At 74.8% G+C, this 18747-nt stretch carries 10 protein-coding genes; all 10 read right to left on the bottom strand.

Features of this window, described 5'->3' with window-relative positions; genetic code table 11:
* Positions 1 to 20: 20 nt before the first annotated feature.
* A complete protein-coding gene (locus tag ACGFX4_RS26450; protein ID WP_393079091.1) occupies positions 21 to 1748 on the bottom strand; it encodes an acyl-CoA dehydrogenase in 1728 nt (575 codons plus the stop codon).
* Positions 1745 to 3484 (bottom strand): acyl-CoA dehydrogenase family protein, encoded by a 1740-nt coding sequence (locus ACGFX4_RS26455; protein WP_393079093.1) that lies wholly within the window; start codon positions 3482 to 3484, stop codon positions 1745 to 1747. The genes ACGFX4_RS26450 and ACGFX4_RS26455 overlap by 4 nt, the downstream gene beginning before the upstream one ends.
* On the bottom strand, positions 3481 to 5262 hold the full coding sequence (locus ACGFX4_RS26460) for a fatty acyl-AMP ligase (protein ID WP_393079096.1): 1782 nt from the start codon (positions 5260 to 5262) through the stop codon (positions 3481 to 3483). Before ACGFX4_RS26460 ends, ACGFX4_RS26455 begins: the two co-directional genes overlap by 4 nt.
* Before the next feature lie 60 nt (positions 5263 to 5322).
* On the bottom strand, positions 5323 to 11163 hold the full coding sequence (locus ACGFX4_RS26465; RefSeq protein ID WP_393079099.1) for an amino acid adenylation domain-containing protein: 5841 nt from the start codon (positions 11161 to 11163) through the stop codon (positions 5323 to 5325).
* 1 nt (position 11164) lies between these two features.
* Complete coding sequence (locus ACGFX4_RS26470; protein ID WP_393079101.1) at positions 11165 to 11989, bottom strand: thioesterase II family protein; 825 nt, start codon at positions 11987 to 11989, stop codon at positions 11165 to 11167.
* Between the two features lie 178 nt (positions 11990 to 12167).
* The gene (locus ACGFX4_RS26475; RefSeq protein WP_393079104.1) at positions 12168 to 13151 is read right to left on the bottom strand and encodes a TauD/TfdA family dioxygenase; all 984 of its coding nucleotides are present in this window, start codon (positions 13149 to 13151) and stop codon (positions 12168 to 12170) included.
* A complete protein-coding gene (locus ACGFX4_RS26480; RefSeq protein WP_393079107.1) occupies positions 13148 to 14143 on the bottom strand; it encodes a TauD/TfdA family dioxygenase in 996 nt (331 codons plus the stop codon). Before ACGFX4_RS26480 ends, ACGFX4_RS26475 begins: the two co-directional genes overlap by 4 nt.
* 155 nt (positions 14144 to 14298) lie before the next feature.
* Positions 14299 to 15555, bottom strand: a complete 1257-nt coding sequence (locus tag ACGFX4_RS26485) for an MFS transporter (protein ID WP_393079109.1) — start codon at positions 15553 to 15555, stop codon at positions 14299 to 14301.
* Entirely contained in the window at positions 15552 to 16520 is a 969-nt protein-coding gene (locus tag ACGFX4_RS26490; protein WP_393079111.1) for an ornithine carbamoyltransferase, read from the bottom strand. The genes ACGFX4_RS26485 and ACGFX4_RS26490 overlap by 4 nt, the downstream gene beginning before the upstream one ends.
* Positions 16521 to 16779: 259 nt before the next feature.
* Positions 16780 to 18747 (bottom strand): serine hydrolase (locus ACGFX4_RS26495; RefSeq protein ID WP_393079114.1); only part of this gene is annotated, 1968 nt, incomplete at its 5' end.

Below are 18747 nucleotides of genomic sequence, written 5' to 3' on the forward strand. Positions count from 1 at the left end.
TTTCGGTGGGTGGGCCGGGTTCAGCCGGGGATGTGACGTGCGGTCAGGTCGAAGAGGCGGCGCTGTTCGAAGCGCGCCACGGCCTGCTCGTAGAGGGACTGCTCGGCCTCGGCCCGCTCGGCCGGGGTGAGCACGGGAGCGCCGGGAAGGCGCCGGTCGAGGCGGTCCAGGACGGCCACCAGCTCGCTGTCGCCGAGCAGTGGTTCGCCGGCCGAGCGGCCGTGCCACCAGACGCCGAGCGAGGCGGCCGCGGCCAGCAGCACGGTGTACCGGCCGGCGGCGGCGTACGCGGCCGGGGAGGCGCCGATCGCCAGGTCCTGCGGTGCGAAGGCGGCGCACTCGGTGCGCAGTTCGGAGAGCTCCGCGCGGAAGCGGGCGGCCAGCCGGCCGATCGGGCCCTCGCCGCCCAGCCGGTCGGCGATCTCCACCAGGGTGCCGGCCAGCCGGTCGGAGCGGGGCGAACCCGCCGCCAGCAGGTCGAAGTCCAGGTCGGGCAGCTCGCCGCCGATGTCGAACAGGTCGGCCGGGGCCCCGGGGTCGGAGAACCAGGACCGCCGGGCCAGCCGGGGCAGCTGCGGCAGGATCGTCACCAGGCAGGCCGAGCGCGAGGCGTGGCCGAAGGTCGCCGGGGCGACGTCCCGGGCCATCTTCTGGAAGATCCCGTACCGGCCCCCGCGCAGGTAGGACTGCGCGCCGAGGACCGAGCGCAGCTCCTCGAAGGCGTCCAGCAGCAGCCGGGAGTTGAGGTACTTCGAGGCGGAGGCGAAGACCGCCGTCTCCTCCGGCAGCACCTGCAGCGCGCGGATCACCACGGTGCAGAAGGCGTCCACCGCCAGCAGGTCGGCGAAGGAACGGGCCAGCACCGAGCGCACGTACGGCAGGTCGGCGACCGCGCCGCCGTACAGCCGGCGCTCCAGGGCGGCGGCCAGCGTGCTGCGCAGCGCGGTGTCCAGCGGGCCGACGCACATCGAGGGGATGACGCTGCGGGTCAGCTGGAAGGACTTCAGCGCGGTCTCGATGCCCCGGCCGGGGGTGCCGAGCAGCGCGTCGTCCGGCACCGGGCAGTCGGTGAACAGGCCGCCGCCGAGCTGCACCCCGCGCATCCCGGAGCTGGGGAAGCGGTCCAGGTACTCCAGCGCGCCCTCGGGCAGGCCGTCCTTGCGGACCAGGAACTGGCTGTGGCTGCGCGAGCCGCGGGCCGGGTCGGTGCGGGCGAACAGCACCAGGGCGTCGGCCCGCCGGAAGTTGGTCACCACCTCCTTGGTGCCGTTGAGCAGCCAGCCGCCGCCCGCGCGCGGGGCGGCCGAGAACTCGGCGTGCGCGAAGTCGTTGCCGTGCGCCAGCTCGTGGTACACCGAGGCGATCTTGCGGTTGTCCAGCAGCAGCCCGGCGGCGGTGCGCTGCTGCTCCTCGTCGCCGGCGCTCCAGACGTTGACCGAGGCGATGAACGAGGAGAAGCCGTAGCCGAGGCCCAGGCAGGGGTCGCGGCGCCACAGGGTGCGCAGCGCGGCGGCCAGCCGGTCGACCTGGGTGAGCCGGCCGCCGTGCCGGGCCGGGACGAACTCGGCGTTCATCCGGAAGGCGTCCAGGCGGGCCTCCCCCTCGGCGAACATCTCCTGGCGCTCGTCGGCGGCCAGGATGCCGGTGAAGCCGACCGGGTTGGCCTCGTCCCAGGGGTCGCCGAGGGCGGCGTCCAGCCGGTCGGCGGCGAGGGCGGTGCCGGCGGGGGCGGTGGGGGCGGTGGTCATGAGCGGTCCTCCGTGGGAAGTGCCGTGCCGAACGGCGTGATCGGCGCGCCGTCGCGGGCGGCGGCCACCACCGCGTCCACCAGCAGGTCGGTGATCCGCCGGTCGTCCTCGGCGGGGGCGGCCGGTGTCGCGCCGGTCAGCGGCGCCAGCCGGGCCAGCAGCTCGCGCAGCGCGGCGCGGGCCCACAGGCCGTCCGCCCAGAGCGGCTCGCCCTCGTGCTGGTCGGCGGTGGCGTGCCACAGCCGCAGGGTGGCCGCGGCGGCGTACAGCAGCTCGTAGCCGGCCGCCAGCTCGTACACCTCGATCGGCGGGTGCGCGGCCGGGCGGACCTCGGCCAGCAGCCAGTGCAGCCGGTCGGCGGCGGCGGTGAGCTCGCGGGCCTGCGCCAGCAGCCCCGCCGGGGCGCCGGCGTCCGCCAGCTCCTCGACCAGCGCGGGCAGCGACTGGACGGTGGAGCAGCCGGTCCGGGAGAGCAGCGACAGCGCGCCGCGGTCCAGCGGACGCGGGGCGGTGCCGACCGCGGCGGTCTCGGCGAGCGCCGCGGCGTCCGCCGTACCGGCCGCGAAGCCGCGCACCAGCCGGGGGAACTGGTGGGCCAGCGCGTTGCGGTTGACCGGGGTGGAGCCGTCGAAGATCGCGACGATCTGGTGGTCGCGCCAGACCTTCTGGAACAGGCCGTCCGCGTACTCGGCGGTCAGGAAGGAGCGCGAGCCCAGCAGCTCGGCCAGCTCGCCGATCAGGCCGTCGACCAGGGTCGGGGCGAGGCTCTTGACCACCGCGGAGATCACGCTCAGCTCGCCGGTCAGGGCGTGCACCGAGCGGGCGGCGGTCAGCGCGGCCGCCTCGGTGGCGGCCAGCAGCGCGGCGCTGCGGGCCAGCACCGAGCGGACCTGCGGGCGGTCCGCCAGCGGGCGCTCCTGGATGATCCGCTCGGCGGCGAACCGGGTGGTGATCCGCAGCGCCTGCTCGCCCGCGCCCAGCGACAGCGCCGCGCACATGGTGCGGGTCAGCTGGAGGCCGAGCAGCACCGTCTCCGCGCCGCCGCCCTCGGCGCCCAGCAGGGCGTCGGCGGGCAGCTCGGCGCCGGTGAACTCGATGCCGGAGATGTCCACGCCGCGGATGCCGTGGGTGCGCTCCTTCGGCAGGGTGCGGAAGGAGCCGGGGGCCAGCTTCTCCTTGTCGACCAGCAGCAGGCTCAGCGCCCGGCCGCCGCCGCCCTCGCCGGTCCGGGCCAGCACGGTCAGCCGGCTGCCCCGGGTGGCGTTGTTGATCGGCCACTTCACGCCGTCCAGCCGCCAGCCGTCGGCGGTGCGGACCGCGGTGGTGGTGCTCTCCAGCAGGTCGGCGCCGCGGCCCGGCTCGGTCAGGCCCCAGGAGACCCGGGCGCCGCCGAGCACGGCGGCCGCCAGCTCGCGGCGCTGCGCCGCGTCGCCGGCGATCCACACCGGGGCCGCGCCCAGGTATGTCTTGCCGTGCGCGACGGTCAGCGTCAGGTCGCGCCGGGAGAGCGAGCGCCACAGCCGCAGCAGCTCCTCGTGGTCGTCCAGCAGTCCGCCGTCCTCGATCGGGACGTAGTACGCGGGCAGGTCGAACTCGTCGAGCAGGTCGAGGATCCCGGCCGGGAACTCCTCCGCGCGGTCCAGCTCGGCGAGGACGCCGGCCGGGACGGTCTTCGCCAGCCAGGCGTCCAGCTCCTGGTCGGGGCGGCCGGCGGCGGGCAGGGTCGGCTCGGTCATGCGGCACCGCCCAGGACGACGGCGGCCGGCGCGACCGGCTCGGCGGCGGCCAGCAGCCGGACGGCCGGCTCCAGGTCGGCGTGGACCGCGGTCAGCTCACCGGACAGGAACAGCTCCCGCATGGTGGTGCGCTGGATCTTGCCGCTGGTGGTCCGGCGGACCGAACCGCGGCGCACCAGCACCACGTTGCGCAGCGGGGCGCCCAGCGCGCCGGTCAGGCCCTGCTTCACCGCGCTCGCCACGGCGGGCAGCTCGGCGTCCCGGACCTTGGGGCTGACCTCGTGCACCAGGACGATCCGCTCGTCCGGGGCGGGCACCGCGAACGCCGCGCCGAAGAAGCCGACCAGCGCCGGGTGGGCGGAGCGCGCCTCCTGCTCCAGGTCCTGCGGGAACAGGTTGCGGCCGCGCACCACCAGCATCTCCTTCAGCCGGCCGGTGACGAACAGCTCGCCGTCGATCAGCGTGCCCAGGTCGCCGGTGCGCATCCAGACCCGGTCGTCGCCGCCCTCGATCCGGGCGCCGAACACCGGCCCGGTCAGCTCCGGGCGGTTCCAGTAGCCGGAACCGACACTCGCCCCGCGCAGCCACAGCTCGCCGACCCGGCCCTCGGGCAGCTCGCGGCGGGACTCCGGGTCGACGATCACCGACTCGAAGCCGCCCGGCCGGCCGAGGCCCACCAGTTCGCGGCCCTCGGCGGCGGTGCGGATCTCGCCGCGCTCGGCGGCCGCCTCGTCGATGGTCAGGATGTTCGGGTTCGGCTCGGGCGCCTTGGCGCAGACGAACACCGTCGCCTCGGCCAGGCCGTAGCCGGGCGCGATCGCGTTGGGCGCGAGCCCCGCCGCGGCGAAGCGCTCGATGAAGGCGCGCAGCGTCGGGCCGTGGATCGGCTCCGAGCCGTTGGCGACGAACGTCAGGCAGGACAGGTCGAGTTCGGCCAGGTGCGCGTCGCTCACCAGGCGCAGGCACAGGTCGAAGGCGAAGTTCGGGGCGGCGCTGGTGGTGATCCGGTAGTGGTCCATCATCCGCAGCCACTCCACCGGGCGCTTCACGAACTCGGCCGGCGGCATCAGGGCGCTGAACGCGCCCAGCAGCAGCGCGGTCGTCAACTGCGTGAACAGGCCCATGTCGTGGTGGAGCGGGATCCAGTTGCCGAACCGGGAGTCCGGCCCGAACCCGCCGTCCACCGAGAACGCCTCGGCGTTGGCGATGATGTTGCCGTGGCTGAGCATCACGCCCTTCGGCGTACCGGTCGAACCCGAGCTGTACTGCAGCACGCCCAGGGTGTCCGGCCCGGTCACCGGCAGCGGGCCGGCCGGCGCCTCGCCGTCCGCGACCCGCTCGACCGCCTCCACCGGCACCTCCAGGCCCTGGGCGAAGAACCACTCGCTCAGGTCCAGCTGGTCGCGGCGGGTGGTCAGCACCAGGCCCGGGGTGCAGTCGCGGACGATCGCCGCGACCCGCGCGGTGGCGTGCGCCGAACCGCCCGGCACCGGCACCGGCACCGCGACCAGGCCGGCCATCAGGCAGGCCAGGTACGTCTCGACGAACTCGCTGGAGGTCGGCAGGGCGAGCAGCACCCGCTCCCCCACCGCCAGCCGCTCGGCCAGCTCGGCGGCGCGCAGCCGGGACCGGCGGTCCAGCTCGGCGAAGGTCAGCGACTCGGGCTCCGGGCCGTGCGGGCCCAGGTGGATGGTCAGCGCGACCCGGTCCGGGTGCGCGGCCACCCGCGCGGCGAAGGCCTCGCCGACGTTGCGGTGGCCGAAGAAGTCGGTGGTCATGACCGTCTCTCTCGGTGGTGTGGGTACGGGGGAACGTCTGTGGGTGCGCCGGGCGCGGCGTCAGTCGCCGTAGCCGCCCCAGGAGACGAGCAGCCGCATCCGCTCCTCGGCGGTGAGGATGTCGATCTCCCCGACGGGCGTGTCCGGGCTGTCGGCGAACGCCTCCAGCAGCCGGCGGAACCGGGCGAGCAACTGCTCCGCCTCCTCCTCCGGGTAGCAGTCCGGCCGGTGCCCGAGCCACAGCCGCAGCCGCGGCCCCGGGATGACGGCCATCCGCAGCGGGTAGTGGGTGCCGTCCCGGGCGTCCAGCCCGGTCAGGCGCAGCCCGGCCGGCAGCAGCGGCTCCAGCGCCGCGAGGTCCAGCGGGTAGTTGAGGCAGACCGTGGTGGTGTCGAAGAGCGGGCCGAGACCCGCCGCGCGCTGGATCTCCGCCAGGCCCAGGTGGTGGTGCGGCGTCAGCGCGTTCTGCTCGTCCTGCAGCCGGACCAGCAACTCGGCCAGGGTCTCCTCGGGCCGCAGCGCCACCCGGACCGGCAGGGTGTTGGTGAGCATGCCCACCATCCGCTCCACGCCCGGCAGTTCGGCGTCCCGGCCGGAGACCGAGGTCCCGAAGACCACGTCGTCCGCGCCGGTCGTACGGGCCAGGAAGACGCCCCACGCCGCCTCCACCAGGGTGCTCACGGTCACCCCGAGGGAACGCAGCCGCCCGGTCAGCCGGGCGGTGAACTCCTCCGGCAGCTCCACCCGCAGCTGGCGCTGCGGCACCGGGTCGGTGTGCGCCGCGTCCGGCACCAGGTGGGTCGGCTCGAACAGACCGGCCATCGCCGCCGTCCACGCCTCGCGGGCCGCCGGCACGTCCTGCCCGGCGAGCCAGCCCAGGTACTCCCCGACCGGCCGGGCCGGACCCGGCTCCGCGCCGCCCAGCAGCGCGAACAGCTCACCCAGCAGCACCGGCGTCGACCAGCCGTCCCACAGGATGTGGTGGTTGGTCAGCACCAGGCGGTGGCTGCGCTCACCGCTGCGGAGCAGCAGCACGCGCAGCAGCGGCGGCACCGCCAGGTCGAACGGGCGGTCCTTCTCGGCCGCGGTCAGGCGCTCCAGCTCCGCCTCCCGCTCGCCCGCCGGGAGGGCGGACACGTCCCCCTCCGACCACGGCAGCTCCAGGCCCTCGCGGACCACCTGCACCGGGTGCGGCAGACCCTCGTGGACGAACCCCGCGCGCAGCGCCGGATGGCGGTCCAGCAGGCGCCGGGCGGCCGTGCGCAGCGCCACCGGGTCGAGCGGGCCGTCCAGGTCCAGCACCAGCTGGGTCAGGTACGCGTCGCTCTCCCGGCCGTCGATCAGCGTGTGGAAGAGGAACCCCTCCTGCAACGGGGTCAGCGGCAGGACGTCCGACAGCCCCGGGTGGGCCGCCTCCAGCGCCTCCAGGCGGGCCTGGTCCAGGCCGACCAGCGGCACGTCCGTGGGCACCAGACCGGGCGCGTGGGAGGGCAGCGCCGCCAGCTCCGCCAGCCAGAGGTCCGCCAGCCGGGCGGCCTCCGCCTCGGTGAAACGGTCCACCGGCCAGCCGAAGGTCAGCCGCAGCTCCGGGCCGTCCGCCCGGTCGTAGGCGATCACCGTGATCTCCAGCGCGTGCGCCGCCGGCATCCGCGGGTCGAACCCGTCGACCAGCGGGCCGTCACCGGGCAGCATCTCCCAGTCCGCGCCGGTGCCCGCCGGGAACCGGCCCAGGTAGTTGAACGCCAGCTCGGGGGTGACACCGCCGAGGCCGTCGGCGCCGTCCAGCTGCTTCAGCAGGCCGTGGCCCAGGCCGTCACCGGGCACCGCGCGCAGCTGGTCCTTCACCAGCTTCACCGACCGCGCCCGGTCACCCGCCGGATCCGCCCGCAACGCCACCGGATGCACGGCGGTGAACCACCCCACCGTCCGCGACAGGTCGACCGCGGGCGAGCCCACGGCCCCCTCCTGCCGCCCGTGCGACTCCAGGTCGATCAGCACGGCCGCGCCGGGCACAGCGGGGTGGGTGCGTTCGGTGCGCCAGGTGGGGACGGCGGTGGCGAGGGCGGTGAGGAGGAGTTCGTCGACGCCGGCCTTGAGGGTGGCGGGGAGGTCGGTGAGGAGGCGGGCGGCGAGGGCGGGCGGGACGGTGCGGGTCAGCTGGTGGAGCGGGCCGGCGGGGAGGTCGGCGGAGCCCGGGTCCGGGGTGGCTTCGATCGCCTGCCAGGCGGGGAGTTCGGTGCGGCGCTGCGGGGCGGTGGCGGCGAGCCGGCCGGCCCAGGTGCGCAGCGAGGTCGCCACCGGCGGCAGGACGGGCCGGGCGCCGGTGGCGAGCGCCGCCCAGGCGGTGGCCAGGTCGGCGAGCAGGATCCGCCAGGAGACGCCGTCGACGGCGAGGTGGTGGGCGACGACGAGCAGTTCGCCGCCGTCGAACAGGACCGCCTCCAGGACCGACCCGCCGCGCGGGTCGAGCCGGTCGCGGGCGGCGGCCGCCTCGGCCCGGCGGTCCGCGCCGGACAGGGCCTGACGCACCTTCACCGTGACCGCGCCGACCGGCCGGACGCTCGGCGTCCAGTCCTCGGCGAGCGAGATCCGCAGCGCGTCGTGGTGGTCGGTGAGCGCCTGCAGCGCGGCGGCGAGGGTGGCGGGGTCGGCGTTCGCGGGGGTCCGCAGCACCACCGACTGGTTGAAACCGGTGACCGCCCGGACGTCGCCGGCGAGGTCGGCGAGCCAGCCGGTGATCGGGGTCCGTTCGACGGGGCCGATTCCGGCGCCGTCCGCTTCGGCGGTGGCCTGGTCGTCGCTGCGGGCAACGGTGGCGAGCTCTTCCGGCGTGCGGTGGCGCATGACTTCGCCGGCGCTCAGTCGCAGGCCGGACTGCCGGGCCCGGGCGACGAGTTGGATGGCGAGGATGGAGTCGCCGCCGCGGTCGAAGAAGGATTCGTCGACGCCGACCGCGGCAACGCCGAGCACCTCGGCGAACAGCTCGCACAGCAGCTGTTCGCGCGGGTTGCGGGCGGCGCGGGCGGAGGTCTGCGAGTCGAAGTCGGGTGCGGGCAGCGCCTTGCGGTCGACCTTGCCGTTGGGGGTGACGGGGAGCTCGGCGAGCACGACGATGCCGGCGGGCACCATGAAGTCGGGCAGGATGCGGGCGAGGTGGGCGCGCAGGGCGATCGGGTCGAGGTCGCGGCCGTCGGCGGCCGTGACGTACGCGACGAGCTTGCGGTCCTGCGGGCGGGTGCCGTGCGCGGTGACGACGACGTCGGCGACTTCGTCGACGGCGGCGAGGACGGCTTCGATCTCGCCGAGTTCGATGCGGTAGCCGCGGACCTTGACCTGGCCGTCGGCGCGGCCGAGGAAGTCGAGGCGGCCGTCGGGGCGGCGGCGGACCAGGTCGCCGGTGCGGTACATCCGGCTGCCGGGCGGGCCGTAGGGGCAGGGCAGGAAGCGTTCGGCGGTCTGGCCGGGCCGGCCGAGGTAGCCGCGGGCGATGCCGGCGCCGGTGGCGTACAGCTCGCCGGTGACGCCGGCCGGGACGAAGGCGAGCGCGTCGTCGAGGACGTGCAGCCGGGTGTTGCGGATCGGCCGGCCGATCGGCGGCAGTTCGTCGCCGGTGAGCGGGTCGGAGCCGGAGACGGTGCAGCTCATCTCGGTCGGCCCGTAGTGGTTGCGCAGTTCGCGGCCGGGTGCCCAGCGGCGGATCACCTCGGGTTCGGTGGTGTCGCCGCCGACCACGATGGAGCGCAGGTCGGGGAGGTGGGCCTCGGGCATGGCGGTGAGCAGCACCGGGGGCAGGGTCATGTGGGTGGCGCGGCGGTCGGCGAGCCAGTCGGCGAGGTCGGCGCCGACGGGGACGCCGTCGCGCGGCGGGAGGACGAGTTCGGCGCCGGAGGCGAGGCAGGGCCAGATCTCCTGCACGGCGGCGTCGAAGCCGGGTGAGAGGAGCTGGGTGACCCGGCTGCCGGGGCCGGTCCGCAGGCGGTGGACGTGGTCCAGGACCAGGTTGACGATGCCCTGGTGGGGCACGGCGACGCCCTTGGGGCGGCCGGTGGAGCCGGAGGTGTAGATCAGGTACGCGGGGTTGGCGGGGTCGGCCGCACGGACCGGTGCCACGGTCCCGTCGGAGGCGGTGTCGAGCAGCAGCCGCGGGGCGTCGGCGGGCAGCCGGTCGGCGGCCTCGGCGGTGGTGAGGACCAGCGCGGGGGCGGCGTCCTCGACCATCTGGGCGATCCGCTCGACCGGGTACCCGGTGTCGATCGGCAGGTACGCGGCGCCGGCCCGCAGCACGGCGAGGGTGGCGGCGATGGAGAGCGGCGAGCGCGGCACGGCGACGGCGACGTAGTCCTCCGGTCCGATGCCCCGGGCGGCCAGCCGTCCGGCGAGCTCGGCCGACACCTCGTCGAGCTGCCGGTAGGTCAGGAACGATCCGTCCTGGGAGACCGCGACGGCGTCCGGGTGCTCGGCGGCGGCGCGTTCGAAGAGCGCCGGCAGGCAGACGGCCTCGTTGTCGGCCGCGGTGTCGTTCCAGTCGACCAGCAGCCGCTGCCGCTCGTCGGCGCCGAGCAGTTCCAGGTCGCCGATCGGGGTTCCGGGGGCGGCGAGGGCGGCCTCGGCGAGGCGCAGGAAGCGGTCGCGGTGGCCGAGCAGTTCCTCCCGGTCGAAGTGGCCGGGGTTGGCGTCGAAGGCGAGCTTGGCGCCCTCGCCGCCGTCGCCGCGGTCCTGGACCGAGAAGGTCAGGTCGGGGGCGGGCCCGGAGGAGAGGTTGGTCGGGACGATCGGCAGGTCGCCGAAGCTGAGCGACGGGTTGTGCGACATCAGGTTGGCCATCGCGCCGAGGAAGCCGACGTCGCTGCCGGAGAGGCCGAGTTCGGCGAGCAGGTCCTCGTGGCGGAAGCGCTGGTGGGCGAGGGCGGCGCGGATCTCGGCGTCCACCGCGGGCAGCAGCCCGTCCAGGGTGGCCCCGGCGGGTACGTCCAGGCGCAGGGTGACGGTGTTGGTGACCATCGCGGGCGTGCGGCGGGACGCGGCGGTGGTGCGGGCGGCGACCGGGAGGGCGAGCAGGATGTCGTCCTGGCCGGTCATCCGGCGCAGGTAGGCGGCGGTGACGGCGATCAGCACGGTGAGCCAGCTGGTCCGGCCGCGGCGGGCGGCGGCCCGGACGGACTGCATGGTGGCGGCACTGAACACCGCCTCGGTGCGGATCCGCTGGGCCCGCTCCCAGGCGAGCAGGTCGGCGGGCGGCTCGGTGCGCAGGGTGCGGCGGGTGAGCCGGGCGGGCATCGGCCGGTCGGCGAGGCGCTCGGTCCAGTAGCGGCGGTCCTCCTCGTACTGGGCGGAGGTGCGGTAGGCGGCGTCCTCCTCGACGAGGACCGCGAGCGGGCTGAACGGGCTGTCGCCGACCGGCTGCCCGGCGCGCAGGGCGCGGTGGACGGCGGCGAGCCGGCCGAGCACCAGGGAGTAGCCGATGCCGTCGGCGACCACGTGGTGGTAGCGGTGGTAGAACCAGAACCGCCGCTCGCCGAGCTGGAGCAGGGTCGCGGAGGACAGCGGCCCGAAGGAGAGGTCGGCGCGGTGGTCGAGGTCGGCGCGCAGCCAGGCGCGGGCGGCGGCCTCCGGGTCGGGCAGGGTGGAGAAGTCGAGGTGCGCGCAGGGCGGTGCGGAGGCCGGGTCGACCAGCTGCCACAGGCCGGTCTCGTCCTCGCCGATGGCGTGGACCTGGAGCGCCTGGCACTCGGAGACGGTGATCCGCCAGGCCTCGGCGAGGGTGGCCGGGTCGATCGGCTCGGGGATCTCCAGGTACTCGCCGATGGTGAACCGGCGCTCCGAGGGGTCGAGTTGGTGCGCGGCCCAGACCCCGGCCTGGGCCGCGGTGAGCGGCAGGCGCGCGGTGTACGGGTGGGACATCTCAGCTCTCCACGAGGACGTCGGCGGGCAGGGCGGGCAGGGGGTCGGCGGGCACCGGTGCGCCGTACCGGGCCAGGGCGCCGGTCAGCAGGGCCGCGAGCCGGTCGGGGCACTCCTCGGTGTAGAAGTGGCCGCCGGGCAGCGCGTGGGCCTCGAAGGCCCCGATGGTGTGCCCGGACCAGTGCCGGGCCTCGTCGAGGGTGCAGCGGCTGTCCCCGTCACCGGAGACCGCCACGATCGGGCAGCTGAGCGGCGGCCCGGGCCGGTGCCGGTAGGCCTCGGCGAGCAGGAAGTCGTTGCGCAGCATCGGCAGGGTGAGCTGCCACAGGTCGTCCTCGTCGTCGAGCCGGTCGGCACCGGCCCCGCCGAGCTCCCGGATGAAGGCGCGGACGACCGCGTCGTCGGTGAAGTCCAGGCCGGTGGGGCGGCACCGGTCGGGGGCCCGGCGGGCGGAGGCGAACAGCGCGAGCAGGGGCGAGGGGAAGCGCGGGCGCAACAGCCGCGCGGTCTCGTAGGCGACGGTGGCCCCCATGCTGTGCCCGAGGAAGGCGGTCGGCCGGTCGAGGCGGCCGGCCAGCTCCTGGTGGATCTCCGCGACCAGCTCGTCCATGTCGGTGACGAACGGCGCCTGGTAGCGGTCCTGCCGGCCCGGGTACTGAACGGCCGTCAGTTCGATCTCGGGGGGCAGGAGTCCGGCCAGCGCGCGGAACGAGCTGGCGGCGCCGCCGGCGTGCGGGAAGCAGACCAGGCGGACGGCGGCCCCCGGGCGCGGCAGGAAGGTCCGCAGCCAGGGGGACGTCTTCGGGGCGGGGCGGTGCGACAGCATGGGGGTCCGGCTCCTGTAGGGGCTGTCCGACAATTCGCGTCGGATCAGCGGGCGTCGTTGGAGTGCGTGCATCGGCGGTGCCGAGGAGGGAGTTGATGCGGATCATCTGCGACCGACGAGAAGCCGGCGAGGTGCGTGCTCCGGCGGCGGCCGCCCGGCGGGAATTGTCGGACAGCCCCTAATAACCCAGGACGCCGCGGCCGGTGGCCGGGTCGTACAGGTCGGTCATCGCCACGGCGATCCGGCGCGGCCCGGTGAACGGCTCGCGGCCGTGGGCGGCCAGCATGTTGTCGACCACCAGGATGTCGTCCTGCCGGTAGTCGAAGCGCCGGGACGCCTTGCGGTAGCAGTCCCGCAGGTGGTCCATGACCTCGCGCGGGATCGGCGCGCCGTCGCCGTAGTAGGTGTTGGTGGGCAGGCCCTCCTCGCCGAACAGCTCCAGCAGGCCCTCGGAGACCTCGGCGGCCAGCGTGGTGTGGTGGAAGAAGGTGATGTGGTTGAACCAGACCCGGTCGCCGGTCTCCGGGTGGACGTGCACGGCCTGCCGGGTGGCGATGGTGCGCAGCCCGTCGTCGCCGGTCCACTCGGTGCGGATGCCGCGCTCGGCGCAGTACGCGTCGATCGCCGCGCGGTCCTCGGTGTTGAAGACCGAGCGCCACTCCACGCCGAACTGCGGGTGGAAGTTGCGCACCGCCTGCCAGCCGCGCCGCTCGAACTCCTCGCGGACCGCCGGGTCGACCAGGCGGTACACCTCGCGGATGTCGGCGAGCGGGGTGGCGCCCTCGGTCTCGGCCGGCACGTCGCAGTAGAAGTACAGCAGGCGCGGCCAACTGGCCTGGTAGGAGTTCTCGTTGTGGAGGAAGATCTCCTCGTCCGGCGGGTAGTCGGTGGAGGTGTAGACGTTCCCGGCGATGGTGGAGCGCGGGGAGGAGCGCTCGGTGTACTTCAGCGGCTCGCCGGACAGCGCGCGGACCGCGTCCTCGAAGCCGGCCACGCCGTCGACCGGGAAGCCGCGCAGCAGCAGCGCGCCGTCGATCAGCAGCCGGCGGCGCAGCTCCTCGCGCTGCGCCGTGATCAGCTCGGTCAGCGCCGGGCCGCCCTCGGTGTGCTCCACCAGGTAGGGCAGCAGGTCGGCCGACGCCGGGGCCTCGGCGGTGGTCATGCGGCGCTCACCGCCGCCTGGAGCTCGGCGGCGCGGGCGGCGTCCGCCTCGCTGTTGCTCATCGCGACCAGGACCCGGCGCTTGCCGGTGAACGGGCGGCGGCCGTGGCCGACCATGACGTTGTCGATCAGCATCAGGTCGCCGGTGCGCCAGTCGCAGTCGACGGCGTTCTCCAGGCCGCGGTCGCGGATCTGCAGCACGTACTCGGCGGGGATCGGGCGGCCGTCTGCGAAGGTGACGGACTGCGGCAGGTCCTCCTCGGGGAGGATCTTGGCGAGGGTGGCGGCGGTCTCGTCGCCGAGGCCGGCCACGTGCCACTGGTCGGCCTGGTTGAACCAGACCTCGGTGCCGTCCACCGGGTGCTTGGTGGTGGCGCGGCGCAGCTGGGTGACGCGCAGCGTGCCGTCCTTCTTCCACTCCCAGCCGGCCTCGGCGTTCGCGAGGAACTCCTCGACGGCGTCGCGGTCCTCGGTCTCGAAGGTCTGCTGCCAGCTCTTGCCGAGGCCGTAGCCGTCGTGCAGGTTCTGGGTGTAGCGGACGCCGCCGGCGAAGGCCTCGCGGACCTCGTCGTCGAGCGACTCCAGCCAGCGCTGGGCGTCCACCACCGGGGTGGCGCCGCCGGTCTCCGCGGCGATCTCGCAGTAGAAGGCGAGGCGGGCGGGCCACTGGTGGGCGTACGACATCTCGTTGTGCATCGAGATGGTGTACTCCTGCGGGTACTCGGTCGAGGTGTAGACGTTCTTGCCGACCTTGGTGCGCGGGGAGTTGCCGTGCACGTAGGCGAGGCGGTTGGGCAGCAGCAGGTCGAGGACGCCGTCGAGCTCGCCCGGGGCGACGTGGAAGCCCCGGAAGATCACGGCCTTCTCCTGGACCAGCAGGCCCTCGAGGTCGCCGAAGGCGCGCAGGTGGGCGGCCAGGCCCTCGGCCGAGGCCGCGGTGCCGGTGTCGGACGGTCCGATCTCCAGCGGCCGCCAGTTCAGATCCGCGTTCATCTGTCTTCTCTCTCCAGTAGGGGCCGTGCACGCCCGACCCTTCCAAGGCGGCCTATCTTTTCCTTGTATCCCGCCTATCGGGCGGGCCGTAGGCATGCGAACGGGCACCGGTCGCGGGTGCGACCGGTGCCCGTGGAGGCGTTCGGGGGGAGCTGTCAGCCGATGATCTCCCGGCCGCTGCGGACGGCGGGGCTGGCGAGGGCCAGCAGGACGATCAGGGCCATCACAGCGCCCGCGCCGAGCGCGGTGTGCGCGGGGCCGAGCGCGGCCAGCAGGAAGCCGGCCGAGAGGGCGCCCAGCGAGTTGGCGCCGGAGGAGGCGAGGACGGCGAAACTGGCGGCCCGGCCCTGGAGTTCGTCCGGGCAGATGCGGGCCTGGTAGACGCCGGCGGTGACGTTCATCGCGGCGCCGACGCCGCTCATCCCGGCGTACAGGCCGGCCAGCGCGAAGGGGTTGGCGGTGAGCGCGACCGAGGCCATCAGCACCGCCCAGAGGGCGAACGCGGCGGTCATGATGGCGGAGGGCGAAAAGCGCTTCATCCAGAACGAGCCGGAGAGCGCGCCGAGGATGCCGCCGAGGCCGGAGACCACGCCGATCCCGCCGAGCACGGCGGGCGAGCCGCCGGCCCGCTCGACCGTCACCACCAGGGTCAGGCCCATGATCTGGAACAGCACGTTGGTGCCGGCGACCAGCGCCACCGCGGCCCGCATGAAGCGCTGCCCCCACAGCCAGTGGAAGCCCTCCGCCACCTCGGCCCGCAGATTGCGTTCCTTGGCGGTGCGCGGCTGCTGGAACTCGGTGCGGATCGCCACCAGCCCCAGGTACGCGGCCACCCGGCCGACCCCCGAGATCGCGAACGGCAGCCAGGGCAGCACCGTGAACAGCGCGCTGGAGACCGGATTGCCGAGCAGCCCGGCGGCGTGGCCGCGCGACTCGTTCTGCGAGAGCGCCGAGGACAGGTGGTCCGGGTGGACCACGTTGCGCACCGCGGCCCGCTCGGCCAGCCGGTAGAAGATCGCCGCGCTGCCCTCGACGAAGGCCGCCGCCATCACCACCGGCACCCAGACCGCGCCCAGCAGCAGCATGGCGACCAGGCCGGCCATGGCCAGCAGCGCCGCCACGTCGCAGACGATCATCAACTTCCGCCGGTCGAACCGGTCGACCAGCACGCCCGCGGGCAACTGGACGGTCAGGTTCGGCAGTTGGGCGGCGAAGGCGACCAGGCCGGCCTGGGTGACCGAGTGGCCGTGCCAGACCATCAGCATCGGGTACGCGACCGCGCTCAGCCGCCCGCCGAACTGGGAGATCCCGGCGCCCAGCCAGAGCAGCCGGAAGTCCCGGTTCTTCTTCAACGGCGGTACGGTCTGCGGGACTTCGTCCGCGACGACCGGCTTCTCCTCCAGCAGGCTCATCCCGCCACCGCCTGTCCGGCCGTGGCCTCGTCGGACACCGCGACGCCGGTGCGGCACCACTCGAGCACCGCCATCGCGCTGTACATCTTGTTCGCCGCCTGGTCGAAGGCGATCGAGTGGACGCCGTCCAGCACCTCGGCGTCCACCTCCTCGCCCCGGTGGGCCGGCAGGTCGTGCATGAACACCGCGTGCGGGCTGTGCAGCCACAGCACCGGGGTGACCTTGAACGGGTCGAAGGCCGCGCGCCAGTCCGGGTCCGGCTTGGAGGTGCCGGTGGTCTGCCAGCGCGAGGTGTAGATCGCGTCGAAGCCCGCCGACTGCCCGTCCATGTGGTGCAGTTCGACCACCTCGGCGCCGCTGCGCGCGCAGGAGGCGGCGACCCGGGCGAGCACGTCCTCGGTGAGGCCGTAGCCGGCCGGGGTGCGCAGCTCCAGGTAGGTGCCCGGGAAGCGGCTGAGGGCGAGGGCGAGGGCGGCGGCGGTGTTGTTGCCCTCGCCGACGTACAGCACCCGCAGGCCGTCGATCCGGCCGAACTGGCGCAGCAGGGTGGTGAGGTCAGTGAGCGCCTGGGTGGGGTGCTCGTCGGCGCTCATCGCGTTGACCACGGCCATCCGGTCCTGGCCGGCCCAGCCGCGCAGCTCCTCCGGGTCGCCGGCGGTGCGGGCGACCAGCACGTCCAGCATCCGGGAGAAGACCTGGCCGGTGTCCTCGGTGGTCTCGCCGGTGTTCAGCTGGAGGTCGTCCGGGCCGAAGGCGACGATCTGGCCGCCGAGGCGCTGGGCACCGGCCGAGAAGGCGGTCCTGGTGCGGGTGGAGGTCTTGCGGAAGTAGACGCCGATCACGGCGCCGTCCAGCGGGCGCTCCTGCGGGGCGAGGCCCGCCGAGAAGGACGCCCCGCGGGCGGCCAGGTAGCGCAGTTCGTCGTCGGTGAGGTCGTCCAGCGAGATCAGGTGGCGTGCGGTCATCGGGGCTCCTTCGGCGAGTGACCGGGTGCGGGGAGGCGGGGCCTGTCCGGGGGATCTTGTCGGATCAGACCGCGGCGTCAGGGTGCGTGCATCGCAAGGCGGAGGAGGGAGTCCATGCGGAGCATCGGCGACCGACGACAACGCAGCGAGGTGCGTGCCCTGGCGTCGCGGGCCCGGCAAGATCCCCCGGACAGGCCCCCGGGGGCGGTGATGGCCGGACGGGGGCCGGGGTGGGCGGCCCCCGTCCGGTCGGGGTGGGTCAGTGCGGCGCGTCCGGGAGGCCGGCGGCCTCGGTGAACAGGCCCAGCAGCCGGTCGGCCGCTCCGCCGTTGGCCAGGACCACGAAGCCGGTGCCCTTGTCGAGCCGGCACAGGGTCAGCGCCCGGTGGCCGTCCAGTTCGCCGCCGTGGCCGAACCAGCGCTCGGAGCCGGTGGCGTCCACCACGGTGCCCAGGCCGTAGAAGCTGGCCGGGTGCGGGGCGAGCAGGCGGCGGGCGCTGTCCTGCCCGAGCAGGGCCAGCGGGCGGCCCAGGTACGAGCGGCGCACCTCCAGCGCCACGGCGGCGAGGTCGGCCGCGGTCGACCAGAGGCCGGCCGCCGCCACGTCCACCCGGACGTCCCAGCCGCCGTCCAGCGGGCGGCCGTCGGCGCCGTGCCCCAGCGCCACCGAGCGTCCCGGGGCCTCCGGGAAGGTCTGCCGGAAGCCGGTGTCGCGCAGGCCGAGCGGGTCGATCACCAGGCGCTGGGCCAGGACGGCGAAGTCCTCGCCGGTGGTGTCCGCCACCACCTGCTCGGCGACCGAGAAGTGGATGTTCGCCTTGCGGAAGGCCTCGCCGGGCGCCAGGTCCCGGCGGACCGCCGGGTGGCCCTCGACGGTGCCGTCCAGCAGCTCCGCCAGCGCGGGGCGGTGGGTGCCGCGCGGGTAGCGGCCGCTCGGCACCACCAGCAGGCCGGAGAGGTGGCCGAGCAGGTGGGCCAGGGTGATCGCCGGCCCGTCGCCGGGGACCTTCCAGGACGTCAGGTAGTCGTTGACGTCCCGGTCGAGGTCGACCCCGCCCTCCTCGGCGAGCCGCAGCACGGTCAGCGCGGCGAGGTGCTTGGAGACCGAGCCGACCGGGAAGACCGTCCGGGCCGTCACCGGCTCGGAGACCTCCGACCCGACGAAGCCGTAGCCGTCGGCACTGACCAGTTCGCCGTCGCGCAGCACCGCCACGCTCGCACCGGGGATCCGGTGCTCGGCGAGCGCCTTCACGATCCGCGAGGGCTCCACCTCGGAGCGGCGCGGGCCGCCCTTCAGCAGGCCCTGCTTGACGGTGTCCTTGACCGAGCGCTTGGCCTCCTTGCGGGCCCGCTCCTCGGCCGCGGCCCGCTCGGCGGCGGCCCGGGCCTCGGCGTCGGCCTGCTCCTGCTGGGCGGCGAGCACCGCGTCCACGGCGGCGGCCAGGTCGGCGACGGTCTCGTTCTTGTAGAGCATCATCAGCGAGACCGGCAGGCCCGCCTTGAGCGCCTCGGAGACCACCTGGATGATCAGGATCGAGTGGCCGCCGAGCTCGAAGAAGCTGCGGTCCACGCCGACCTGCTCCAGGCCGAGCGCCTGGCCCCAGATCGCGGCCAGCCGCTCCTCGGTCGCCGTGCGCGGTGCCAGGTACGGCTGCTCGGGGCGGGCGTCCGGGTCGGGCAGGGCACGGGTGTCGACCTTGCCGTTGGCGTTCAGCGGCAGCGCGTCCAGGGTGATCCAGACGGTGGGGACCATGTAGTCCGGCAGCTTCTGCTGGAGGTCGCCGCGCAGCGCCGCGGTGTCCAGCGCGCCGGCCGGGACCAGGTAGCCGACCAGCTGCTTGTCCGCGCCCTCGGCGCCGTGCGCCAGCACGGCCGCCTCGCGAACCTGCGGGTGGGCGGCCAGCGCGGCCTGGATCTCGCCGAGTTCGATGCGGTGGCCGCGGATCTTCACCTGGTGGTCCAGGCGACCGAGGAAGTCCACCGTGCCGTCCGCCAGCACCCGGGCCAAGTCGCCCGTGCGGTACAGGCGGGCACCCGGAGCACCGTACGGGTCCGGCAGGAACCGCTCGGCCGTCAGGCCCGGACGGGCGCCGTAACCACGCGCCACACCCGCACCACCCACGTACAACTCGCCCGCCACACCGGCCGGAACCGGCTGCAGCCACTCGTCCAGGACCTGCATCCGCATGTTCGGCAGGGCCTTGCCGATCGGCACGATGCCCTCCGC

The organism is Kitasatospora sp. NPDC048365 (assembly GCF_043200835.1).
Classification (GTDB): Bacteria; Actinomycetota; Actinomycetes; order Streptomycetales; family Streptomycetaceae; genus Kitasatospora; species Kitasatospora terrestris.